A 24,025-nucleotide genomic window follows, 5' to 3' on the forward strand; every position below is an offset into this window, starting at 1 on the left:
CGTCGCTTCCATGTTTCGCAAGCTGCAGGTAACTGGCCTGGGGATGTAAATCCTGTGGTGTGCCTGGGCTCGTACTTCTCCCGAGCGCCGGCCTGGATTGGCGATGCAGCGGAACAGCGCGCCAAGAAGCGGGTCAATGAAGGAGTCGAATGGGTCAACAGGCCAGCCGACGGAGTCAGAAACAGAGTGTCCTTCGTGAAGAACAGGGTCGTCGTGAGTATCGAAAGATCGAGCGGGCCCTGGATCCTAGCGTGGCAGGCGCCCCCAACCGGCTCGGCATTCCCGCGCGACAGGCTCCCCAGCCCTGTCTGCTACGCTGGATGAGCTGAGCGCGTTGCTCGAGCACGTCGCGCTTACCCAATAAGGAGAGCAGGATGGCTGTCAAAAAGAAATCCGAGAAACAGACCGGCTCGTGGGTCGGCGAGGTTGAAAAGTACTCGCGGCAGATCTGGTTGGCGGGCTTGGGCGCGTATTCCAAGGTCAGCAAGGACGGCACCAAGCTGTTCGACACGCTGGTCAAGGATGGCGAGAGAGCCGAGAAGGCTGCCAAGAGCGATGCAGGCCAGCAAGCCGATGCAGCGAAGCCTTCGACCGGTAGTGCCAGATCCCGTGTCGATGAGGTCAAGGACAGGGCAATCGGCAAGTGGGGTGAGCTCGAGGAGGCTTTCGATAAACGCCTCAATAGCGCCATCTCGCGCCTGGGCGTGCCGAGTCGCAGCGAGGTCAAGTCACTCAACGACAAGGTCGAGCTGTTGACCAGGCAACTGGAGGCGCTTACCGGCCTGCCCGCAAAGGCAGCCGCTAAACCGGCTACTAAGTCCACTGCCGCCAAGCCCGCGAGCAAGCCTGCGACGGCGAGCAAAGTTGCCAGCAAGCCTGCGGCGAAAGCGCCTGTGAAACCGGCCGCCAAAGCGGCAGCGGGCAAAGCGGTAGCTGCCAAGCCTGCGTCTGCCACCAAGAGTCCCGCCAAACCTGCAGCCAAGCCGGCAGCGAAGGCTGCGCCTAAACCAGCTGCCAAGCCGGTACGCAAGCCTGCAGCGAAGAAGCCAGCGGCTGCCAAGCCTGCGCCTGTTAGCACATCGACGCCTGCCGCCTCACCGGCAACCGCTACAACGCCAGCCTCGGGCAATCAGTCCTGAAGGTGCACGCGGTAACGAAAACGCCCGGTCTTGTGCCGGGCGTTTTCATTGCAGCAGGAAAATAGCTGCGTCAAATCGTTACGGATGACTGCGCATCAGAGCATCAGGCGCACGACCGACTCATCGGGGTCGCGAGATCTGCCCGCGGCGGCGAGCTCGGCCAGATAGTCACGCCAGAGGTCGTCCTGGCGCAGCGCCAGTTGCTGAAGGTAATCCCAGCTGAACAGCCCGCTGTCATGGCCGTCATCGAAGGTCAGCTTGAGCGCGTAATTGCCTGCCGGCTCGATGCCGATCAATGCAACATTGAGTTTGCCGGTTTGCAGAATCGGTTTGCCATGGCCCTGCACCTCGGCCGACGGCGAATGCACGCGCAGGAATTCTGCCGGCAACCTGTAGCTATCGTTGCCGTATTGCAGTTCCAGCGTGCGCGACGCCTTGTGCAGCTTGATCGAGGTAGGGACGAGCATGATGGTAGCTCCAAGCCACATGCTACAAGCCGCAAGAAGAGCCGAAGCGGATGTGCTTGCGACTCGCAGCTTGCAGCTTGTGGCTGCTCTTAGAGGATATAGCGTGACAGGTCTTCGTCCTCGGCCAGCTCACCGAGGTGGCTGTTGACGTAGGCCGCGTCGATACGGATGACCTCGCCATTCTGCTGGCCGGCCAGATCACCGGCACTGAAGGATACCTCCTCCAGCAGGCGCTCCAGCAGCGTATGCAGGCGACGGGCACCGATGTTTTCGGTCTTCTCGTTGACCTGCCAGGCGATCTCGGCCAAGCGCTTGATGCCGTCTTCAGCGAACTCCACGCCCAGGCCTTCAGTCTGCAGCAGCGCCACATACTGCTCGGTGAGCGATGCATGGGGTTCGCTGAGGATGCGTTCGAAGTCTTCAGGCGACAGCGCCTTGAGTTCGACACGGATCGGCAGGCGACCCTGCAGCTCCGGCACCAGATCGCTCGGCTTGCTGAGGTGGAAGGCCCCGGATGCGATGAACAGGATGTGGTCGGTCTTGACCATGCCCAGCTTGGTGTTGACGGTGCAGCCCTCGATCAGCGGCAGCAGATCACGCTGCACACCCTCACGGGAAACGTCGGCACCACCGGCATTGGCGCGCTTGGCCACCTTGTCGATCTCGTCGATGAACACGATGCCGTGCTGCTCGACGGCCTCCAGGGCCTTGGCCTTGAGTTCTTCCTCGTTGACCAGGCGCCCGGCTTCTTCTTCACGCACCAGCTTCAGGGCGTCCTTGACCTTGAGCTTGCGGCTTTTCTTCTTGCCTTTGCCCATGTTGGAGAACAGGTTCTGCAACTGGCTGGTCATTTCTTCCATGCCGGGCGGCGTCATGATTTCGATACCGGCAGGGCTGTCCGCCACTTCGATTTCGATTTCCTTGTCGTCCAGTTGGCCTTCGCGCAGGCGTTTGCGGAACAGCTGGCGCGTATTGGAATCGGTGCCCGACGCAGCTTCCTCGGCGAAACCGTTGCGTGCCGCTGGCAGCAGGGCATCGAGAATGCGATCTTCGGCAGCGTCTTCGGCGCGGTGGCGTACGCGGATGATTTCCTGTTCGCGCAGCAACTTCAGTGCGGCATCGGCCAGGTCGCGGATAATCGATTCGACATCGCGGCCGACGTAGCCGACTTCGGTGAACTTGGTCGCTTCCACTTTCAGGAAGGGCGCATTGGCCAGCTTGGCCAGGCGCCGGGCGATTTCGGTCTTGCCGACGCCGGTCGGGCCGATCATCAGGATGTTCTTGGGGGTGACCTCGGCGCGCAGCTCGGCTGGCAGCTGCATGCGCCGCCAGCGGTTGCGCAGGGCGATGGCCACGGCGCGCTTGGCGTCGTCTTGGCCGATGATGTGGCGGTTGAGTTCGTGGACGATCTCGCGGGGTGTCATGGACATGAGCGGGCTCCGATCAGGACTGGCCTAGATGGCCGAGTCCAGCTCCTCGATGGTCAGATTCTGATTGGTGAAGACGCAAATGGAACCGGCGATTTTCAGCGCGGTTTCGGCGATCTCGCGGGCGTCCAGGTCTTCACTGCCTTTTTGCAGCAGCGCCATGGCAGCGGCCTGGGCGAAGCCACCGCCAGAACCCATGGCGATCAGGCCATGCTCGGGTTCGACCACGTCTCCGTTACCGGTGATGATCAGCGAGGCATCTTTGTTGGCCACGGCCAGCATGGCTTCCAGGCGGCTCAGGGAACGATCGGTACGCCAGTCTTTGGCCAGCTCTACGGCGGCACGAACCAGGTGGCCCTGATGCCTTTCCAGCTGCGACTCGAAACGTTCGAACAGGGTGAAGGCATCGGCAGTGGCGCCGGCGAAACCGGCGATGACCTGACCGTGGTACAGGCGACGGACTTTTTTCGCGTTGCCTTTCATCACGGTATTGCCGAGGGAAACCTGGCCGTCGCCACCCATGACGACTTTGCCGTGGCGGCGGACTGAAACGATAGTGGTCAAGGGCGTGCTCCTTCGGCAGCTCCGGGGTTGACCTGTTATATGGGGATGGCTTGTGCGCGCTTCAAGGCGGCCGGCATGAACGGTAGAAGAATGGCCGTGGCTGCGGGGTGGCGGGTAAGGTCTGGTTCGGTGGGCTGAAACGGATCGCCGCCCGGCCCACCCTACAGAGGGTGCCCCTGTTGTAGGGTGGGCTTTAGCCCACCAAATCCACGAGGTGCGGGAGGTTTAGCGGCTCTGGCGCTGTTGCAACAGGAGGTTACTGAAGCCGTTGGCAGCCAGGGCTTTCTGCGACTGAGCCAGTTGCTCGCGGTTGGCGAACGGGCCGACTAGCACGCGGTGCCAGGTTTCGTCACGCACCGTGCCGGACTCGACGCGTACGTTCTGACCGAGCAGGGTGATCTGCGCGCGCACGCCTTCGGCGTCGTCCTTGCGGCGGAATGAACCGGCCTGCAGGAAGAACTGCGTAGCCAAAGGCGCTTGCACGGCAGGAGTCGGGGTCACCACGGGCGGAGCGGGCGGTGGGGTTTCGCCGTTGAGCGCAGCTTGTGCGCGGGCCGCGTCGATCTTGGCCGCTTCTTCGGGCGTTACCGGCGGCGGGGTCGGCGTAGTGGGCGGCGGTACGGCGTCCGGCGGCACGATGACTTCCGACTCCGGCAGCAGGGTGTAGAAGTCGTATTTGGGCTTGCCCGGTTCCTGGCTGGTCGCCGACGGCGTCGCTTTGGGCGTGGTGCTGGCGCGCTCCGGCTGCGGTTTTTCACGCTTGATCGCATCGCTGCCCGGCTGCAGGTTGAACAGCAGCATGGCGAACACGCCAACCACCAGGCCGCAGGCCAGCCAGATCCAGCCCGGTACCGGGCGTTTGCTCGGGGCCTTGTAACGGCTGGCGCCGCGTTTCGGTGCGGGCTTCTTGCGGGCTGCCACTTACATGCGCTCCAGGGTTTCCAGGCCGAGCAATTGCAGGCCTTGCTTGAGTGTGCGGCCGGTCAGCGCGGCAAGGCGCAAGCGGCTCTGGCGGGTGGTCTCGTCTTCAGCGCTGAGCACCGGGCAATGCTCGTAGAAACTGGAGAACAGCCCGGCAACGTCGTACAGATAGGTACACAGCAAGTGCGGCGTGCCCTTGTCCGCGACGCTGCTCAGCACTTCGCCGAACTGCGCGAGTTTGCCGGCCAGTTCGATTTCCTGGGGCGCCTGAAGTTCGATACGGCCGTCGAGCTCATCGAAGCCCTTGCCCAGTTTGCGGAAAATGCTCGCCACACGGGTATAGGCGTAGAGCAGGTAGGGCGCAGTATTGCCCTCGAAGCTGAGCATCAGCTCGAAGTTGAAGCTGTAGTCGCTGGTGCGGTGCTTGGACAGATCGGCGTACTTCACCGAGGCAATGCCCACCACTCGGCCAATTTCGCGTAGTTCGGCTTCGTCGAACGGCGTTTCACCCTTGGCAGGGCGCTGGTCGTTGCGCTCCTTGACCAGCTCGTAGGCGCGGGTTTCCGCTTCGTCGAGCAGGTCGATGAGCTTCACCGTGCCGCCATCGCGGGTCTTGAACGGGCGGCCATCGGCGCCGTTCATGGTGCCGAAGCCCATGTGTTCGAGCTGCATGCCTTCATGCACGAAGCCGGCGCGGCGCGCGACTTCGAAGGCCATCTGGAAGTGCAGGGCCTGGCGCTGGTCGACGAAGTACAGTGCGCGGTCGGCCTTGAGCTGCTGGCTGCGGTAGCGCATGGCGGCCAGGTCGGTGGTCGAGTACAGGTAGCCGCCGCCGGCCTTCTGCACGATCACCGGCAGCGGGTTTCCTTCGGCGTTCTTGTAGTCGTCGAGGAAGACGCACTGGGCGCCGTTGTCTTCGGTCAGCAGGCCTTTCTCGCGCAGGGCTTCGATCACCCCTGGCAGCTCCGCGTTGTAGGCGCTTTCGCCCATGACGTCGGCCGGCGTCAGTTTGACGTTCAGGCGGTCGTAGGCCTTCTGGCAGTGGCTCAGGGAGATGCTGTTGAAGCGGTGCCACAGGCGCATGCATTCCGGCTCGCCGGCTTGCAACTGGACGACCAGGGCACGCGCCCGCTCGGCGAACTCGGTGGATTCGTCGAAGCGCTTCTTGGCAGCGCGGTAGAAACCTTCAAGATCGGCCAGCTCGCTTTCTGCAGCGGCAGGATTCTCTTCCATGAAGGCCAGCAGCATGCCGAACTGGGTCCCCCAGTCGCCCACATGGTTCTGGCGGATCACGTCATCGCCGAGAAACTCCAGCACCCGTGCCACAGCGTCGCCAATGATGGTCGAGCGCAGGTGGCCGACGTGCATCTCCTTGGCCAGGTTGGGCGAGGACAGGTCGACGACCACGCGCTCGGCCGCACCGGCCTTGCGGACGCCGAGATGATCATCGGCCAGCGCGGCTTCCAGGCGTTCTGCCAGGGAGTCGCTGTTCTGGAAGAAATTGAGAAAGCCCGGGCCGGCGATTTCGACCTTGCTCACCTGCGGATCCGCAGGCAGCGCATCGATCAGCTTCTGGGCCAGGTCGCGGGGCTTCATCGCCGCAGGCTTGGCCAGCATCATGGCGATGTTGCTGGCGAAGTCGCCGTGGGTCTTGTCGCGGGTGTTCTCCACCTGGATCGTCGGGCTCAGGCCTTCGGGCAGAACGCCTTCGGCGGTCAGGCGGGTCAGGGCTTGCTGGATCAGGTGGCGAATACTGTCTTTCATGGTCTGCTCATTCGACCGCTAGGTGCGGCGCCGCTCGAAAGCGTGGGTGGAAAACGGGGCATTATAAAAGCAGCGGCCAGCTGCAAGCCACCAGCCACAAGTAAAAGCATGCCTCAACGTTGCCTCTAGCCTTGCAGGCTGAGGCTTGCCGCTCAAAAAAGGTCTATCGGATCGACATCCAGCGACCAGCGCACGGCCCGCCCGCTGGGCAGGCTTTCGAGCACCAGCAGCCAGTGGGCGAGCAGCTTGTGCAGGGGCGCGCGAGCGTTGCCTTGCAGCAGCAACTGGGCACGGTAACGGCCGGCGCGGCGCTCCATGGGCGCGGGCACCGGGCCGAGCAGCTCGATTCCGGTCAGGTTCAGCTCGCCCAGCAATTGTTCGGCCTCGTTGCAGGCTTCGTCGAGGAACCCTTCAGCCTGGCCGGGCTTGTGTGCTTCGGCGCGCAGCAGCGCCAGGTGGCAGAACGGCGGCAGGCCGGCCGCGCGGCGCTCGCTTAAGGCCTGGTCGGCGAAGGCGAAGTAGCCCTGCTCGGTCAGTTGCACCAGCAGTGGGTGATCGGCCAGATGACTCTGGATGATCACCTTGCCCGGCTCCTCCGCGCGCCCGGCCCGGCCAGCCACCTGGACGATCAACTGAGCCATGCGCTCACTGGCGCGGAAGTCGGCGGAGAACAGGCCGCCGTCGGCGTCGAGGATGGCCACCAGGGTGACCCGCGGAAAATGGTGCCCTTTGGCGAGCATCTGGGTGCCGACCAGGATGCACGGCTCGCCACGCTGGACGGTGTTGAACAGGGTGGTCATGGCTTCCTTGCGCGAAGTGCTGTCGCGGTCTACCCGCAGCACCGGCACGTCGGGGAACAGGATCTCCAGGCGCTCCTCTGCTCGTTCGGTGCCAGCACCGACCGGGCGCAGGTCGACGTTGTTGCAGCTCGGGCAGTTGCTTGGCTGACGTTCGGCATGGCCGCAATGGTGGCAGCGCAGCTCACGGCTGCGCTGGTGCACGGTCATCCGCGCGTCGCAGCGTGGGCATTGCGACAGCCAGCCGCATTCGTGGCACAGCAGCGTCGGCGCGAAACCGCGGCGATTGAGAAACACCAGCACCTGCTGGCCTGCTGCCAGGGTTTTCGCAATGGCTTGCTGCAGCGGCGGGGACATGCCGGCGTCGAGTGGACGACTCTTGATATCCAGGCGCAGGAAACGCGGCGGGTGGGCGCCGCCTGCACGTTGATTCATGCGTAGCATTGCGTAGCGGCCGCTGTGGGCGTTATGCAGGCTCTCCAGCGAGGGCGTGGCCGAGCCGAGCACGATCGGGACGTTTTCCTGGTGGGCGCGCACAACGGCCAGATCGCGGGCGTGGTAGCGCAGGCCTTCCTGCTGTTTATAGGAGGCATCGTGTTCTTCGTCGATGATGATCAGGCCCGGCCGCTTCATCGGCGTGAACAGCGCCGAGCGGGTGCCGATGATGATGTCGGCCTCGCCATCGCGGGCGGCCAGCCAGGCGTCCAGGCGCTCACGGTCATTGACTGCCGAGTGCAGCAGGGCGATGCGCGCATTGAAGCGCCGCTCGAAGCGCGCCAGGGTCTGCGGGCCGAGGTTGATTTCCGGAATCAGTACCAGTGCCTGTTTGCCTGCCTCCAGCGTCTCGCGGATCAGTTGCAGGTAAACCTCGGTCTTGCCGCTGCCGGTGACCCCTGCAAGCAGAAACGCGTTGAAGCTGTCGAGGCCGGCCCGCACCGCCTCGGCGGCGGCGCGCTGCTCGGGGTTGAGTGGCAGCTCTGGCTGGGCCAGCCAGCTGGTGTGGCGTTCGGGACTGCTCAGGCGGCGTACTTCAACGCGTACTAGGCCCTTTTCCTGCAGTAATTGCAGGCTGTCGCGGTTGATCTGCAGTTGGCTGAGCAACTGATGGGCGACCCCATGAGGGTGCTGGGCGATGGTCTTCAGCGCGTCACGCTGGCGCGGAGCCCTTGTCAAACGCGGGTCATCCAGTTTCGCATCCTTGGCAATCAGCCAGAAACGCTCCTGACGTGCTTCGGCCGGCTCGCCCTGGCGCAGCAGCACTGGCAGTGCCCAACTGAGGGTGTCGCCCAGGCTGTGCTGGTAGTACTGGGCCGTCCACTGGCACAGTCGTAGCAGTGCCGGCGGCATGGGCGCCTGCAGGTCGAGCAGTTGCAGGGCCGGCTTGAGTTTGTCGGCCGGTACCTCGCTGTGGTCGCTGACCTCGATCAGGACGCCGATCATCTCGCGGCGGCCAAATGGCACGCGTAGGCGTGCGCCGGGCTGCAGGTCGCGGGCCGACACGCCAGGCGGGGCGAGGTAGTCGAACAGGCGGCGTAGCGGCGAGGGCAGGGCGAGTCGCAGGATGGCGTCGGGCACGCGGAGGGCTCCAGGCAGGCGAGGCGCGATATTAGCAGGCCATTGAAAAACTACCTACGTTGCCATCGCTGCGTTAAAAACAGGCTCAAAATGCTCATTTACAACCAGTAAACTGCGCTTTTTCGCCTGTTTTTGCCTTGCGCTGGCTGCCTCGCAAACGTTTTTCAACGGCCTGCTAGCATGCCCCCCTGGCGACGGTCGGCAGAGTCTGCGGCTTGCATCGCAGGTGCGCTCTGGTATGATCCGCGGCCAACCTACGTGCGGTACCCGACATCCAGTCTGGTGGCGGCACAAGATCTGAGGAAAAATCATGAAAGCCGATATCCATCCGGAATACGTTGCCATCGACGCCACCTGCAGCTGCGGCAACGTCATCAAGACTCGCTCCACTCTGGCCAAGCCGCTGAGCCTGGACGTGTGCTCCGAGTGCCACCCGTTCTACACCGGCAAGCAGAAAATGCTGGATACCGGCGGCCGTGTTGATCGCTTCAAACAGCGTTTCGGCATGTTCGGCGCCAAGCAGTAAGCTTGCGCGCAGCGACGGAGGCCTTATGGGCTGTGCCGCGCTACTGAAGAAGGCGTCCCTTGTGGGCGCCTTTTTCGTTTCTGTGGTTTGCCTACCGGCGCAAGCCTTCTGCCCGACGCCGGGTAAGCTGGCGCAGGTCAAGGTACAGCGCGTGGTCGATGGCGATACCCTGCGCCTGGTGGATGGTCGCAGTATTCGCCTGATCGGACTCAACGCCCCGGAACTGGCGCGCAAGGGGCAGCCTGCGGAGCCATACGCCGAGGCCGCGCGTGAGCGCCTGAGCCAGTTGGTGGAAGCCAATGGTGGGCGCGTCGGCGTCAAGGCTGGTGAGCAGAAAAAGGATCGCTACGGGCGAACCCTGGCTCACCTGTATGACAGCAGCGGCAAGAACCTCGAAGCACAGATGCTGGCCGAAGGTTTCGGCCAGCTGGTTGCTGTTGCGCCCAATGCGGCGCTGGTAACCTGTCATCGGCAGGCCGAGCACCAGGCCCGCAGCGCGCGGGCCGGGCTTTGGGCGCAGCTGCGCCCCTTGCCGGCGCGCGCCGTTCGCAGTGGGGGCTTCGCTCTGCTCGAGGGTCAGGTACAGCGGGTCGAACGCAACCGCGGTGGTGTCTGGATCGAACTTGGTCATTCAGTGGTGTTGCGTATAGCGCCACCGGTGCTGGATACCTTCGATCCGAAACTGCTGCGTGACCTGCAGGGCAAGCGAATCGAAGCGCGTGGCTGGATGATCGACCGCTCCCGCAAGGGCGGCCTGAAGGTCGGCCAGGCACGCTGGATGTTGCCACTGACCCACGGGGCCATGCTGGAGGTATTGCCATGATGATTCGCCTGCTGGCCGCACTCTCTCTGTTGGCTGTGCTTGCCGGTTGTGCGGTCAACCCGGCAACCGGGCGCAACGATTTCGTGATGATGAGCGAGGCTCAGGAGCTGACTCTTGGTCGCGACGCCCATCAGCAGATTCTTCAGCAATACCCGCGTTACGCCGACGAGGCGCTGCAGGCCTATGTACAGCGTGTCGGAGAGCGGGTGGCGCGGCACAGCCATCGCGGTCAGCTGGACTATAAATTTACGGTGATCGACAGCCCGGATATCAATGCCTTCGCCTTGCCCGGCGGCTACATCTATATCCATCGCGGTCTGATGGCTTATCTCGGCTCGGAAGCGGAGCTGGCGGCGGTGCTCGGGCACGAAGTCGGCCATGTCACGGCGCGCCACGGTGTACGCCAGCAAAGTCAGTCGACGGCCTGGAGCATTCTTGGGCAGGCTGTGGCGATGGGCACCGGTGTCGGTGCTGCGGGGGATGTCACCGGCGCTTTGGGCACGGCGTTCGTGCGCGGTTATGGCCGCGACATGGAGCTCGAGGCCGATGGCCTGGGTGCGCAATACCTGGCGCGCGGCGGGTATGACCCACAGGCTATGATCGAAGTGGTCAAGGTGCTCAAGCTGCAGGAGGATTTCGCTCGTGATCAGGCTGCCAAACGCGGTGACGAGCAGCCGGTTGGTGGCTATCACGGCTTGTTCGACACACACCCTGACAACGATCGGCGTCTGCAGCAGGTAATAGGCCCGGCTCGGGCGTTAGTAAGTGGGCAGCAGGAGGTCAATCGCGAGACCTTTTTGCAGCGCTTGCAGAATCTGCCGTTTGGCGACTCGGTCGAGAGTGGCATCCGGCGCGGTGAGCGCTTCTATCACCGTGATCTGGACTTTACGCTGGACTTTGCCAAAGGCTGGAGCATCATCAATCAGCCGCAGGCGCTGATCGGGCATTCGGCAGACGAGCAGGTGTTCGTCGCCATGACTCTTGAAGATAACCCTCGTCAGCTCGATGCCGCGACGCTGCTGCGTCAGCGTATCGGCGGCAATCGTCTGCGCGACGAAACGCCACTGCAGCAGGCTGGTTTGCTGGGCCACATGGGGGTGATCGACGGCAGTGCGTCGCGCCGGGTGGCGGCTATCCTCAAGGGTGGCAAGGCGTATCTGTTCGTCGGCGCGGTCAAGGGCCGCGCAGTGCGTGCGGAAGACGATGCGCAGTTCATCGCTGCAATCAAGAGTTTCCGGACTTTACAGGCTACCGAGCGCAAACTGGCCGAGCCGTTGAGGTTGCAGTTGGTGCGCGTGGGGCAAGGCCAGACGATCAAGGCTCTGGCGGCCGAAAGCGGCCTTTCCGGCGATGCCGAAGGCAGCCTGCGCCTGCTCAATAATCTTTATCCACAGGGCGAGCCTAGTCCTGGCGATTGGTTCAAGACGGTTCGCTGAGGCACGTTTGCAGGCTGACTGCATAGTCTTGTGCAGGCCCCTGCACTTTGCGTATCCTCGGCCGCCTGCCAGTCAATAGCCCAAAAAAGCGGAAATGCCACTATGTCTGATCTGAAAACTGCCGCTCTCGAATACCATGAGAAGCCCCGTCCGGGTAAGTTGAGCGTCGAGCTCACCAAACCTACCGCCACTGCCCGTGATCTCTCTCTGGCCTACAGCCCGGGCGTCGCCGAGCCGGTGCGTGAGATCGCTCGCGATCCGGAGCTTGCCTACCGTTACACCGGTAAGGGCAACCTGGTAGCAGTCATTTCCGACGGCACCGCGATTCTCGGCCTGGGTAACCTCGGCCCATTGGCCTCGAAGCCTGTCATGGAAGGCAAAGGCGTGCTGTTCAAGCGTTTTGCCGGTGTCGACGTGTTCGACATCGAAGTCGATGCCGAGAGCCCGCAGGCGTTCATCGACACCGTCAAGCGTATTTCCATTACCTTCGGTGGCATCAACCTGGAAGATATCAAAGCACCTGAGTGCTTCGAGATCGAGCGCGCGCTGATCGAACAGTGCGACATCCCGGTTTTCCACGATGACCAGCACGGTACCGCGATCGTGACCGCCGCCGGCATGCTCAATGCCCTGGAAATCGCTGGCAAAGCACTGTCGGAAGCCAAGATCGTCTGCCTGGGTGCCGGCGCCGCAGCCATCTCCTGCATGAAGCTGCTGGTGAGCATGGGTGCCAAGGTCGAGAACATCTTCATGATCGACCGCAAAGGCGTTATCCACGCCGGTCGTGATGATCTGAACCAGTACAAGGCGGTATTCGCCACCGAGACCACCAAGCGCACGCTGGATGATGCGCTGACCGGTGCTGACGTGTTCGTCGGTCTGTCCGGCCCGGATCTGCTGAGCGCCGAAGGCCTCAAGCTGATGGCGCCGAATCCGATCGTGTTCGCTTGCTCGAACCCGGATCCGGAAATCTCCCCGGAACTGGCTCACGCCACCCGCGATGACGTGATCATGGCTACCGGTCGTTCCGACTACCCGAATCAGGTCAACAACGTTCTGGGCTTCCCGTTCATCTTCCGTGGTGCTCTGGACGTTCGTGCCACCCGCATCAACGAAGAAATGAAAATCGCTGCAGCCAACGCCCTTCGCGAGCTGGCCAAACTGCCGGTTCCGCAGGAAGTCTGCGACGCCTACGGCGGCATCTCCCTGGAGTTCGGCCGTGAGTACATCATTCCGAAGCCGATGGATGCCCGCCTGATCACCGTGGTTTGCGATGCCGTGGCCAAGGCTGCTATCGAAAGTGGTGTGGCGACTCTGCCGTATCCGAAGCACTACCCGCTGCAGTCGGTCAACGACGTGTTCAACGGCTGAGTGATCGGCTGGTAAAATAAGAAACCCGCTTCGGCGGGTTTTTTAATGCCTGTTTTTAGAGGTGGAGCTGTATGGCAAAGTAATGTCGTGGGCTGCCGAAGGCTCAGGAGCGCGCGCTGTAGCCTGGAGCAGTCAGCAACTGCAAGCGTGAATATGGCTTGCAGTTGCCGAAGCCTCGTTAGAACAGGTCGATCGGCGCGGCCTCGTCGGCAGGTAGCGGGCTACCAGGCGCGCCCATTCCTGGGTCGAGTTCGTTCATTGGTGGCGGCGAGTCTTCGCTCTTGAACAGCTCGAAGTAGGCATCCGGCGTTCCTGGTGCCGCAGCGCGACCGCTGTGCGGATCGACGCGCAGGGTGAGGATGCCGTCCGGCTCGCTCGGTGTATGGTTGGGCTTGTCTTTGAGTGCCGCGCCCATGTAACCCATCCAGATCGGCAGAGCTACCGTGCCGCCGTACTCGTTACGGCCGAGACTTTCCGGTTGGTCGAAGCCAGCCCACACCGTCGTCACGTAGTCGGCGTTGTAGCCGGAGAACCAGCTGTCCTTCGATTCGTTGGTGGTGCCGGTCTTGCCTGCCAGATCGGTTCGTCCCAGTGCCATGGCGCGGCGTCCCGTGCCGCGCTTGATCACGTCCTGCAGCATGCTGGTCATGATGTAGGCGGTGCGTTCGTCAAGAATGCGTTCAGCGTCCACCGGGTCTGGCGCCTCCGGCAACTGCGTCGGAGCTGCCTCGGCGGTGCTCATCACGCCTTCCTCATTCACCGGGGGCGGTACTTCGATTTGCGTGCTGTTGGGTACGGTTGGTGGGTTGGCGATGAACTGCGGATCACCATGGCGGTTGTCGATGCGCTGGATCAGGTAAGGCTGAACCTTGTGCCCGCCGTTGGCGAACGTCGTCCAGCCGGTAGCGATTTCCATGGGTGTTAGGTTCGCGGTGCCTAGCGCCAGAGATAGATTGCGTGGCAGGTCTTGGCGGTTGAAGCCAAAGCGCTCGATATAGGTCAGCGTCTGCTCTATGCCCATGGCCTGTAGTAGGCGAATCGACACCAGATTGCGCGACTTGTAGAGCGCCTCGCGCAAGCGGATGGGGCCGAGGAAAGTGTTGTTGTCATTCTTCGGACGCCAGACTTGATCCATGTAGTCGTCGACAAAGACGATAGGTGCATCGTTGAGCAGGCTGGAAGCGGTGTAGCCGTTGTCCAGTGCGGCACTGTAGATAAAGGGCTTGAAGCTCGACCCCGGCTGACGTTTGGCCTGTATGGCACGGTTGTAGTTGCTCTGCTCGAAGGAGAAACCGCCGACCAGGGCGCGAATCGCACCATTCTGCGGATCCAGAGAAACCAGGGCGCTCTGCGCGCTAGGTAGTTGTACGAATCGCAGGCTCTCATCGTCCTGGCGCTGCACGCGAATCAGGTCGCCGATCTGCACCACATCAGCGGGCTGCTGTGGTCGTGGCCCCAGGCTGTTGGTATTGAGGAAGGGGCGAGCCCATTTCATGCTGTCCCAGGACACCGCTTCCTCGCTGCCGCTGCGAGTCAGCACCAGGATGCCGCTTTTCTCGACCTGAGTAACGATGGCGGGATCCAGTCCGCCCCGTGTGCCCTGTTTGCTCAGTTCAGCCTGCCAGGTTTCCCGGGTCATTCCGGGTAGACGGCTTTCCGGGCCACGGTAGCCATGTCGCTGGTCGTAATCGATCAGACCGTCGCGCAGTGCTTTGTTGGCCATCAGTTGCAGGTCGCTGGGCACCGTGGTGGTGACGTTGAAACCTTGGGTGTAAGCATCGCTGCCGTAGCGACCGACCATTTCGGCGCGGGCCATTTCGGCGACATAGGGCGCCGGAACTTCCGGTGTCTTCACGTGATAGCTGGCGTCTACAGGTTCGGCGAGTGCCGTTTCGTAACGGGCCTGGTCAATGCGGCCTAGACGAAGCATGCGGCCGAGGATCCAGTCCCGACGCTCTTTGGCGCGAGTCGGATTGGTCAGCGGGTTGAAGCTCGAAGGTGCCTTGGGAAGACCGGCTATCGTCGCAAGCTGCGACAGGCTCAAGTCTTTGATGGATTTGCCGTAATAGACTTGAGCAGCAGCCTCAATTCCATAGGCACGGTGACCCAGGTAGATTTTGTTGACGTACAACTCGAGGATTTCGTTCTTGCTCAGCTCGCGTTCTATCTGCAGAGCCAAGAGGATTTCGGTGATCTTGCGTGAGAAGCTACGCTCGCTGGTGAGAAAGAAGTTTTTCGCCACCTGCATGGTGATGGTGCTGCCGCCTGACTGAATTTGCCCCGTTTTCAATAATTGCGTGGCAGCGCGCATCAGGCTTGTAAGATCAACGCCATAATGGTTTGCGAAGTTGTCGTCTTCTGCAGCGAGTAGAGCGCTGGTGAAATCAGGCGGTATGTCGGCGAATGCGATGGGTGAACGGCGCATTTCTCCGAATTCGGCAATGAGTTTTCCATCGCTGCTGTAGACCCGAAGCGGAATCTGCAGCTCTATGCTGCGCAAGGCATCGACAGAGGGTAGAGTCGGGCTCAGGTAGAGGAAGGCACCGCTGACGCTGAGTAGTAGCGCACAAAAAACAGCGATAACGGACCAGCAGAAAAACTTCAGCAAACGCATCAAGATTTTTGGATTTCCAGATAAAAGAATGAGTTAAGCGGAAGACAAAGCGAAAAGGCAAAAACGGATCACATTATAAGCGTTTTTTTTGCTGGGGAGCCATTTGCGCTTCTGTCAAGTCTGCTATTTAATGTGGAAAAACATAAATCGTCCGTAAGTTATGGATGTGAATAGGAAATCGGTCGTGCTAGGGCTCTTCAGTAAGAAAGCGAATACGCTTTTGGGGATCGATATAAGTTCGACCTCCGTCAAGCTCCTCGAATTGAGTCGCTCAGGAAGCCGCTACAAGGTAGAGGCTTATGCTGTCGAGCCGCTCCCCGCCAATGCTGTCGTCGAGAAAAATATCGCCGAGCTCGAGGGTGTCGGTGAGGCGCTGTCGCGCTTGCTGGCCAAGGCGAAGACCAATGTGCGTACGGTGGCAGTCGCTGTTGCAGGCTCTGCGGTCATCACCAAGACCATTGAGATGGAATCTGGGCTTTCGGATGACGAGTTGGAAAATCAGCTGAAGTTGGAAGCCGACCAGTACATCCCTTATCCGCTTGAAGAGGTGGCGATCGATTTCGAAGTTCAGGGCACGTCCCCGCGCAACTCGGATCGCGTTGAAGTGCTGCTGGCTGCCTGCCGCAAGGAAAACGTCGAAGTTCGCGAGGCTGCCCTGGCGTTGGCTGGGCTGACTGCCAAAGTGGTGGATGTCGAAGCCTATGCCTTGGAGCGTGCCTACAACTTGCTCTCCGAGCAGTTGGGTGGTGTCCATGATGAGCTGACCGTCGCAGTGGTCGACATTGGCGCGACCATGACCACGCTCAGCGTGCTGCACAACGGGCGCACCATCTACACCCGCGAACAGCTGTTCGGTGGCCGGCAATTGACTGAAGAAATTCAGCGCCGTTATGGCCTTTCCGTCGACGAAGCGGGTCTTGCGAAAAAGCAGGGTGGTCTGCCCGACGATTACGAAAGCGAGGTACTGCAGCCGTTCAAGGATGCACTTGTGCAGCAGGTCTCCCGTTCGCTGCAATTCTTCTTTGCCGCCGGCCAGTACAACGATGTCGATTACATCCTGTTGGCGGGCGGGACGGCGTCGATCCCGGATCTTGATCGACTCATTCAGCAGAAAATCGGTACCCAGACGTTGGTCGCCAATCCATTCGCAGACATGGCCCTGAGTGGCAAGGTCAATGCGGGTGCGCTGGCCAGTGATGCGCCGGCACTGATGATTGCCTGCGGCCTGGCGATGAGGAGTTTCGACTGATGGCGCGGATTAACCTCCTTCCCTGGCGCGAACAACTGCGCGAAGAGCGCAAGCAGCGCTTTCTGGTTTCGTTGGGCGGCTTGCTGGTCGCTTCTGCAGCGCTGATTTTCTTGGGCGATCAGTACCTTAATGGCGAAATCGAAAATCAACAGGCGCGCAACGACTATGTGCGTAAGGAAATCGCTGTGTTGGATACGCGTATCGCTGAAATCAGCGAACTGCGCACGCGCCGCCAGCAGTTGCTCGAGCGGATGAAGATCATTCAGGATTTGCAGGGCAATCGTCCGATCATTGGCCGTGTGTTTGATCAGATGGTGCGAACGCTGCCTGACGGCGTGTATTTCACTGGTGTGAAAATGACCGATAAGACCATTGCGATCGTCGGTGCGGCCGAATCCAATAGTCGGGTTTCCAAGTTGATGCGTGATATGGACGCCTCCGACTGGTTGGCATCTCCCAATCTGACCGAGGTCAAGGCCGTTACCGCCGGTGCGGTGGATCAGGCCAATACCTTCCAGTTGACCGTGCAGCAAGCGCAGCCAGTCAAGCAAGAAACGGAGGTCAAGCCATGAGCTTGAACGATTCACTGGCGGGCTTGCGCAAGATCGACTTCAACGATCTCGACCTCAACAACATCGGTTCATGGCCCGCAGCGGTCAAGGCCATTGCCGGTATTATTGCTGTGGTACTGGTGTTGGCGCTTGGGTACAACTTCCATCTGAAAGATCTGCAGGCCAGTCTGGATCAGCAGCGCATGGATGAAGAGACGCTCAAGGAGCAGTTCTCTACCAAGGCTTTCCAGGCTGCCAACCTTGAAGCCTATCGCGAGCAGATGAAAGAAGCGGAGGTCTCGTTCGGAGCACTGCTCAAGCAACTGCCGAGTGATACGGAAGTTCCAGGGCTGCTCGAGGACATTACTCGTATTGGCCTGGATAGCGGTCTGGAGTTCGAGGAGATCAAGTTGCTACCGGAAGTCACTCAGCCTTTCTATATCGAGTTGCCCATCCAGATTAAGGTGGTTGGCGGTTATCACGACTTGGCTACCTTCGTCAGCGGTGTTGCTAGCCAACCACGTATCGTCACGCTACATGATTTCGAACTCGTTCCTGCAGAGCAGGGCAGCACCTCCAAACTGCGCATGAGTATCCTGGCGAAAACCTATCGCTACAACGACAAGGGAGCACAGCCATGAAGCGCGTCTTCCTGTCGAGTCTGCTACTGCTTAGCCTGGCGGGCTGTGGTGGCGGTGATTTTTCTGATCTTCAGACCTATATGGACGAAGTGAGGGCTCGGCCGAAAGGTCAGATCGAGCCTCTCCCTCAGCCACAGCCTTACGAGAGTTTCACCTATAGCGCTGCAGCGATGCGTAGTCCATTCCAGCCGCCCGTGAAAATTGATTTGGTTAGTCGGGTGAAAGGCGACAAGGAAGTAAAACCGGACGAAACACGGGTCAAGCAGTTTCTCGAAGGATTCAATATCGAGCTCTTCGAAATGGTGGGCACGCTCGCCAACGATAACGGTTCATTCGCCTTGGTTAACGGGGCGGGCGGTGTTCATCGCGTCAAGGTCGGGGATTACCTTGGACGCAATGATGGCCGAATCGTATCCATCGACAGTGCCAAGATCGACGTGGTCGAGATCGTCCCTGACGGTGATGGTGGCTGGCTCGAACGCCCCCGTACCCTCACTCTGAAGGAGCGCTCCTGAGGAGCGAGGTGAAGCATGAATAGAAATAACCGGTCTGCCAAACGGAACCCAAGCATGAACAGCTCTCTCTCTCGCCTAAGCATTTCGCTACTGGTGGCTATGCTCTCTCCTGCCGTCCTGGCGGCCAACCTGCAGGCGCTGGATGTGGCTGCTCTGCCGGGTGACCGCGTCGAGCTGAAACTGTCTTTCGACGAGCCGGTGACGGCGCCGCGCGGCTACACCATCGAGCAACCCGCGCGTATCGCGCTGGATCTGCCCGGGGTTACCAACAAACTCGGCGTGAAGAATCGCGAGCTGGGGATGGGCAACGCCCGCAGCGTGACTGTTGTCGAGGCCAAAGACCGCACTCGTCTGATCATCAACTTGACCAGTCTGTCGCCTTATAACACCCGCACTGAAGGCAACAACCTGTTTGTACAGGTTGGCGCGGGTGTTGCCACGACCGCTGCTGCTCCGGTGAGTACGGCAGGCGCTGTTCAGCCTGCAACCCCTGTCGCCGCTCCGGCCGCCCCCAAGGTGTTCGGCGCGGTGAACAAGGCAATCAGTAATATCGACTTCCAGCGTGGCGAGCAGGGTGAGGGCAACATTGTTATCGATTTGTCCGATGCTTCTGTGAGTCCCGATATTCAGGAGCGCGGCGGCAAGATCATCCTGAATTTCAACCGTACGCAATTGCCTGAAGCGCTGCGTGTGCGGTTGGATGTGAAGGACTTCGCTACACCGGTGCAGTTCGTCAGTGCCAGCGGCGCGGGTGATGATGCGAGCATCGTTATCGAGCCCGTTGGTGCTTTCGACTACTTGGCCTATCAGACCGAGAACAAGCTGACCCTGAGCGTCAAGCCGCTGACCCAGGAAGATGCTGATAAGCGTCAGGCTGAGCGCTTTGCTTATACCGGCGAGAAGCTGTCTCTGAACTTTCAGGACATTGACGTACGTTCGGTGCTGCAGCTGATTGCTGACTTTACTGACCTTAATCTGGTCGCCAGTGACACGGTGGCTGGCAATATCACCCTGCGCCTGCAGAACGTGCCATGGGATCAGGCGCTGGATCTGGTGCTTAAAACCAAGGGGTTGGACAAGCGCCAGATTGGCAACGTGCTGCTGGTTGCGCCCGCTGAAGAAATCGCCGCGCGTGAGCGTCAGGAGCTGGAGTCGCAGAAGCAGATTGCCGAACTGGCACCGCTGCGTCGCGAACTGATTCAGGTCAACTACGCCAAGGCGGCCGATATGGCCAAGCTGTTCCAGTCGGTGACCAGTGCCAATGGCGGCGTAGCGGATGATCGGGGTTCTATTACCGTCGATGATCGCACCAACAGCATCATCGCTTATCAGACTCAAGAGCGTTTGGACGAACTGCGCCGCATCGTGGCTCAGCTCGATGTGGCGGTTCGTCAGGTGATGATTGAAGCGCGTATCGTTGAGGCCAGAGTCAACTACGACAAAGCGTTGGGTGTCCGTTGGGGGGGGAGCGCAAGACGAGGTGGGTGGGATGTAAGTGGTAAGGATGGGGTTCAGGCATTTGATGAAGATACAGGTCAGCGTGCAGGCTTTGTTGGGACTGACACTATTGGCAGCACGACGCTGGATGATGGATTGGCGCGCTTACCTTTCGTAGATATGGGCGTAACCAACAGCACTTCTGGTATCGGTATTGGCTTCCTGAGTAATAATGTTGTACTAGATCTGCAGCTTTCCGCGATGGAGAACTCGGGCAATGGCGAAATAGTTTCCCAGCCGAAAGTGGTCACTTCTGACAAGGAGACGGCGAAAATTCTCAAGGGGCAGGAAGTGCCTTATCAGGAAGCAAGCTCAAGTGGTGCCACTTCGACATCCTTCAAAGAGGCGGCATTGTCCTTGGAAGTGACGCCACAGATCACGCCAGATAACCGGATTATCATGGAAGTTAAGGTGACCAAGGATGCGCCAGACTTTGCTAATGCCGTCAATGGCGTGCCGCCGATCAACAAGAACGAAGTCAATGCCAAGGTTCTGGTTGCAGATGGTGAGACCATCGTGATTGGTGGGGTGTTTGAAAATACCCAAACCAAGTCCACGGAGAAGGTGCCTTTCCTGGGGGATGTGCCTTACCTTGGACGTCTGTTCCGCCGCGACATGGTGACTGACAACAAGACCGAGTTGCTGGTTTTCATCACTCCGCGCATCATGAACACTTCCGCGGTGGCCGTGAGTCGGTAATTTGTGCGTAATCTGATCCTTGTCGGCCCGATGGGTGCTGGAAAAAGCACTATCGGGCGCTTGCTTGCCAAAGAGTTGCGGTTGCCTTTCAAGGACTCCGACAAGGAGATCGAACAGCGTACCGGTGCAGACATTCCCTGGATTTTCGATGTCGAGGGGGAGCAGGGTTTTCGTGAGCGTGAGCAAGCGGTGATCTGCTCGCTTTGCGAGTCTGAAGGCTTGGTGTTGGCTACCGGGGGCGGAGCAGTGCTGCGACCCCAGAACCGGCAAGCACTAAGAGGCGGCGGGCGAGTGGTTTATCTGCATGCCTCTGTCGAGCAGCAGATCGACCGCACGGCGCGTGATCGCAATCGTCCACTTCTGCGTGCGCCCAACCCTGGGCAGGTGCTTGCTGACCTGCTCGCTATTCGTGATCCGCTGTATCGGGAAATTGCCGATGTGATCATCGAAACCGATGAGCGCCCGCCGCGTTTGGTGGTTCAGGAAATTCTAGAGAGGCTGGAAGCGCTAGCGCCCCGTTAATGACTGGGGCGAACTGCGTTATCCTAGAGCCCTTTTTAAATTGGGGGCTCCATGCAAACACTCCATGTTGATCTCGCTGAGCGCAGCTACCCCATTCATATCGGTGCTGGCCTGCTCACTCGTGCCGATTTGCTGGCGCCGCATATCGTCGGTCGCCAAGTTGCCATTGTCACCAATGAAACCATCGCACCGCTGTATTTGGCGGGGTTGGAGGCGACGTTGGCGGATTATCGCGTCACTTCGGTCGTACTACCCGATGGCGAAGGGTTCAAAAACTGGCAAACGCTGCAAACTATCTTCGATGGCCTGCTCGGTGCTCGTCATGATCGCCGCACTACGGTCATTGCTTTGGGTGGCGGTGTGATCGGTGACATGGCTGGCTTCGCGGCAGCCTGTTATCAACGTGGCGTGAATTTCATCCAGATTCCTACCACACTACTGTCCCAGGTGGACTCCTCCGTAGGCGGCAAGACTGGCATTAACCACCCAATGGGCAAGAACATGGTTGGTGCTTTCTATCAGCCGCAGGTGGTACTGATCGATACGCGTAGCTTGGATACGCTACCGCCGCGTGAGTTGTCGGCAGGGCTGGCCGAAGTGATCAAGTATGGGTTGATCTGCGATGAGCCCTTTCTTGGCTGGCTCGAGGCCAATATGGCTGCATTGCGCGCGTTGGATCAGGTTGCATTGACCCAAGCCATTGAGTGCTCCTGTACGGCCAAGGCACGAGTGGTTGGCGCTGACGAGCGAGAAACGGGTGTGCGAGCCACGCTGAATCTCGGTCACACCTTTGGCCATGCCATCGAGACTCATATGGGCTATGGCGTCTGGTTGCATGGTGAAGCGGTAGCCGCCGGAACGGTGATGGCGTTGGAGATGTCTCATCGACTGGGGTGGATCAATGCCGATGAGCGTGACCGTGGTATTCGCCTGTTTCAGGCGGCTGGCCTGCCCGTAGTGCCGCCGCAGGAAATGAACTCGGCGCACTTTCTCGAGCACATGGCAGTCGACAAGAAAGTGTTGGATGGCCAGTTGCGACTGGTACTGCTGCGTTCGCTAGGCGAAGCGGTAGTGACCAGCGATTACCCGCGAGACATCTTGAGTGCCACCCTGGCTGCCGATTACTCGGCGCTGGTGGCTCGGCTTAACAATCAGTGAGTATTCAATGACCAGTTTGCACGCCGACGAAGCGTTTCTCGACCACTATCAGTTCACCCATGACCCGTTCGCGGCGCGGGTGCCGGGCTTCAAGTTCTTCCCAGCGCAGCGCAAGCCTGTGCTTGGGCAGTTGCACCATCTGGCGCGTTATAGCCAGTTGCTGCTGGTGGTGACGGGGCCTGAAGGCAGTGGCAAGACCTTGCTGCGGCAGGCGTTGGTCGCCAGTACCAACAAGCAAGCCGTGCACAACGTGGTGGTTTCTGCTCAGGGCGCGGCAGACCCTGCGACACTGATGCGCCATATCGCGCAGGGCCTCAATACTCAGCAGACGGATCGCGCGTCGTTATTGGCTCAGGTCGGCCAGTTGTCGCTGACAGGGCAGGAAGTTTATCTGCTCATCGACGATGCCGAGGAGCTCAGTGAGGCGTCGCTGGAAGCTTTGCTGGTGCTCACTCAAGGCAATTCTGACGGGCGTCCCCATGTCTTTCTATTCGCCGATACGGATCTGATCTCGCGCCTGGAGGCGTTGGCAGGCGCAGAAGAGGCATTCCACGTCATCGAACTGCAGCCTTATGCAGAGGATGAGACGCGTGAATACCTGGCGTTACGTTTGGAGGGTGCCGCGCAGGGTATAGAGTTGCTTTCCGAGGAGCAGATCGAATTGATTCATGATCGTTCCGGCGGCTGGCCGGGCGAGATCAATCGGGTGGCCCGTGACGTCTTGGTCGATGCCATGGCGTCGCGCCGCGGATCGGCAAAGGCCGGTGGTTTCTCCTTCAATCTGCCGAGGAAGCATCTGCTCGCCTTGGGTGTGGTCGCTCTCGGTGTGGTAGCGGCCCTGCTGATGCAAGGCCGTTCGGGCTCCTCGGATGCTCCGGAAACTCAGGCGCAGTTGCCTATCGATGCCACGCAACAGCCGCAACAGCCGCCCGAAGCTCAGGCGGCTCAGCCAAGCGCCGAGCAGGGAGCGGATGGCCGGCCTGCCATCGAGTTCGCCGGTAGCAATCAGCCGCTGCCGCTGCCTTTGGTTGGCCAGTCCCAGCCGGTGATTCGTCAGCCCCTGGCTCAGGCAGCCGGCGAGACTGATGGTGAGGCCAATGTGGAGTTGCCCGAGCCAGTGGCAAGCACGCCGGTGACCGTGCCGCCAGTGGCGTCCCAGTCAGCCCCCGAGACTGCGCCGCCCGCTGCGCCTGCTCCCGCCCCTCAGGCAGCGCCGCCAGTGGCGCAGCAACCCAAGCCCGCTGAGCAGCCGAAGCCGACCCCGGCGCCAGCACCCAAGCCCACTCCTGCACCTCCGGCGCCCGCAGCGGCCGGCGCAACGCAGGGCAGTGGCTGGTATGCGATGCAGACCAAGAGCCACTACACCCTGCAGATTCTCGGTACCAGTACGGAAAGCAGTGCGCGTTCCTTCGTCAGCCAGAATGGCGCGCAGTATCGGTATTTCAAGAAGATGCACCAGGGCAAGCCGCTTTTCGTCATCACTTATGGTAGCTTTGCCACCCGCGACGCCGCCCAGGCCGCCGTGAAGACCTTGCCCGCCAAGGTTCAAGCCGGTAAGCCGTGGCCGAAAACCTTCGCCAGTGTCACTCAGGAAATGGCGCCCTGATAGAAACGTGCCCGTTACGGTGTAATCGCTGTAACGGGTTCTTTCATTTTTGCGACATTTTATTCCTGTTTTTCGTCACATTGTTCTTTGTGACGTCTATCTCGCTATGTACAATGACCTCCGTTTGCCTGCGCAAAGCTGGGCGCATTGACCTGCGCGCAGG

At 60.6% G+C, this 24,025-nt stretch carries 20 protein-coding genes; 13 read left to right on the top strand and 7 right to left on the bottom strand.

The window, feature by feature from the left end:
• The first annotated feature begins 374 nt into the window (after positions 1-374).
• Positions 375-1,139 carry a phasin family protein gene (locus tag K5Q02_RS06810; RefSeq protein ID WP_225837654.1) on the top strand — a complete coding sequence of 255 codons (765 nt, stop codon included), beginning with the start codon at positions 375-377 and terminating at the stop codon, positions 1,137-1,139.
• Positions 1,140-1,234: 95 nt separating this feature from the next.
• Here K5Q02_RS06810 and K5Q02_RS06815 read toward each other — a convergent pair whose 3' ends face one another.
• The 6 genes from K5Q02_RS06815 to K5Q02_RS06840 form a co-directional block, all read right to left on the bottom strand.
• Positions 1,235-1,606, bottom strand: a complete 372-nt coding sequence (locus K5Q02_RS06815; RefSeq protein WP_225837655.1) for a gamma-butyrobetaine hydroxylase-like domain-containing protein — start codon at positions 1,604-1,606, stop codon at positions 1,235-1,237.
• Between the two features lie 89 nt (positions 1,607-1,695).
• The gene (hslU, locus tag K5Q02_RS06820; RefSeq protein WP_225837657.1) at positions 1,696-3,036 is read right to left on the bottom strand and encodes an HslU--HslV peptidase ATPase subunit; all 1,341 of its coding nucleotides are present in this window, start codon (positions 3,034-3,036) and stop codon (positions 1,696-1,698) included.
• Between the two features lie 24 nt (positions 3,037-3,060).
• Positions 3,061-3,597 carry an ATP-dependent protease subunit HslV gene (gene hslV, locus K5Q02_RS06825; protein ID WP_225837659.1) on the bottom strand — a complete coding sequence of 179 codons (537 nt, stop codon included), beginning with the start codon at positions 3,595-3,597 and terminating at the stop codon, positions 3,061-3,063.
• 225 nt (positions 3,598-3,822) lie between these two features.
• On the bottom strand, positions 3,823-4,518 hold the full coding sequence (locus K5Q02_RS06830) for an SPOR domain-containing protein (protein WP_225837661.1): 696 nt from the start codon (positions 4,516-4,518) through the stop codon (positions 3,823-3,825).
• On the bottom strand, positions 4,519-6,282 hold the full coding sequence (argS, locus tag K5Q02_RS06835) for an arginine--tRNA ligase (RefSeq protein WP_225837663.1): 1,764 nt from the start codon (positions 6,280-6,282) through the stop codon (positions 4,519-4,521).
• A 152-nt stretch (positions 6,283-6,434) separates the two neighbouring features.
• Positions 6,435-8,654 (bottom strand): primosomal protein N', encoded by a 2,220-nt coding sequence (locus K5Q02_RS06840; protein WP_225837665.1) that lies wholly within the window; start codon positions 8,652-8,654, stop codon positions 6,435-6,437.
• A gap of 310 nt (positions 8,655-8,964) precedes the next feature.
• Between K5Q02_RS06840 and rpmE the strand changes: the two genes are divergently transcribed.
• The 4 genes from rpmE (at position 8,965) to K5Q02_RS06860 (ending at position 12,810) form a co-directional block, all read left to right on the top strand.
• Positions 8,965-9,180 carry a 50S ribosomal protein L31 gene (gene rpmE, locus K5Q02_RS06845; protein WP_225837666.1) on the top strand — a complete coding sequence of 72 codons (216 nt, stop codon included), beginning with the start codon at positions 8,965-8,967 and terminating at the stop codon, positions 9,178-9,180.
• Between the two features lie 25 nt (positions 9,181-9,205).
• The gene (locus K5Q02_RS06850) at positions 9,206-10,003 is read left to right on the top strand and encodes a thermonuclease family protein (RefSeq protein WP_225837668.1); all 798 of its coding nucleotides are present in this window, start codon (positions 9,206-9,208) and stop codon (positions 10,001-10,003) included.
• Complete coding sequence (locus tag K5Q02_RS06855; RefSeq protein WP_225839612.1) at positions 10,003-11,439, top strand: M48 family metalloprotease; 1,437 nt, start codon at positions 10,003-10,005, stop codon at positions 11,437-11,439. Before K5Q02_RS06850 ends, K5Q02_RS06855 begins: the two co-directional genes overlap by 1 nt.
• A 102-nt stretch (positions 11,440-11,541) precedes the next feature.
• The gene (locus K5Q02_RS06860) at positions 11,542-12,810 is read left to right on the top strand and encodes a malic enzyme-like NAD(P)-binding protein (protein ID WP_225837670.1); all 1,269 of its coding nucleotides are present in this window, start codon (positions 11,542-11,544) and stop codon (positions 12,808-12,810) included.
• 178 nt (positions 12,811-12,988) lie between these two features.
• On the opposite strand, the gene K5Q02_RS06865 is transcribed toward K5Q02_RS06860, so the two are convergent.
• Positions 12,989-15,427, bottom strand: coding sequence for a penicillin-binding protein 1A (locus K5Q02_RS06865; protein WP_225837672.1), 2,439 nt, complete (start codon positions 15,425-15,427; stop codon positions 12,989-12,991).
• Between the two features lie 181 nt (positions 15,428-15,608).
• Between K5Q02_RS06865 and K5Q02_RS06870 the strand changes: the two genes are divergently transcribed.
• Genes K5Q02_RS06870 through K5Q02_RS06905 form a run of 8 tightly spaced genes read left to right on the top strand, consistent with a single transcriptional unit; the run spans position 15,609 to position 23,862 of the window.
• The gene (locus tag K5Q02_RS06870; RefSeq protein WP_225837674.1) at positions 15,609-16,673 is read left to right on the top strand and encodes a pilus assembly protein PilM; all 1,065 of its coding nucleotides are present in this window, start codon (positions 15,609-15,611) and stop codon (positions 16,671-16,673) included.
• The gene (locus K5Q02_RS06875; RefSeq protein ID WP_225837676.1) at positions 16,673-17,245 is read left to right on the top strand and encodes a PilN domain-containing protein; all 573 of its coding nucleotides are present in this window, start codon (positions 16,673-16,675) and stop codon (positions 17,243-17,245) included. The genes K5Q02_RS06870 and K5Q02_RS06875 overlap by 1 nt, the downstream gene beginning before the upstream one ends.
• On the top strand, positions 17,242-17,865 hold the full coding sequence (pilO, locus tag K5Q02_RS06880) for a type 4a pilus biogenesis protein PilO (RefSeq protein WP_225837678.1): 624 nt from the start codon (positions 17,242-17,244) through the stop codon (positions 17,863-17,865). Before K5Q02_RS06875 ends, pilO begins: the two co-directional genes overlap by 4 nt.
• Complete coding sequence (gene pilP / locus K5Q02_RS06885) at positions 17,862-18,380, top strand: type 4a pilus biogenesis lipoprotein PilP (protein ID WP_225837680.1); 519 nt, start codon at positions 17,862-17,864, stop codon at positions 18,378-18,380. Before pilO ends, pilP begins: the two co-directional genes overlap by 4 nt.
• Positions 18,381-18,434: 54 nt before the next feature.
• Positions 18,435-20,576 carry a type IV pilus secretin PilQ gene (gene pilQ / locus K5Q02_RS06890; protein ID WP_225837682.1) on the top strand — a complete coding sequence of 714 codons (2,142 nt, stop codon included), beginning with the start codon at positions 18,435-18,437 and terminating at the stop codon, positions 20,574-20,576.
• Between the two features lie 3 nt (positions 20,577-20,579).
• Positions 20,580-21,098 (top strand): shikimate kinase AroK, encoded by a 519-nt coding sequence (gene aroK / locus K5Q02_RS06895; RefSeq protein WP_225837684.1) that lies wholly within the window; start codon positions 20,580-20,582, stop codon positions 21,096-21,098.
• A gap of 51 nt (positions 21,099-21,149) precedes the next feature.
• Positions 21,150-22,256, top strand: a complete 1,107-nt coding sequence (gene aroB, locus K5Q02_RS06900) for a 3-dehydroquinate synthase (RefSeq protein ID WP_225837686.1) — start codon at positions 21,150-21,152, stop codon at positions 22,254-22,256.
• Between the two features lie 7 nt (positions 22,257-22,263).
• Positions 22,264-23,862: an AAA family ATPase gene (locus tag K5Q02_RS06905; RefSeq protein ID WP_225837687.1), complete on the top strand. Its 1,599-nt coding sequence runs from the start codon at positions 22,264-22,266 to the stop codon at positions 23,860-23,862.
• Positions 23,863-24,025: the final 163 nt, after the last annotated feature.

Origin of the sequence: Pseudomonas sp. MM211 (assembly GCF_020386635.1) — a bacterium.
Taxonomy (GTDB): Bacteria; Pseudomonadota; Gammaproteobacteria; order Pseudomonadales; family Pseudomonadaceae; genus Aquipseudomonas.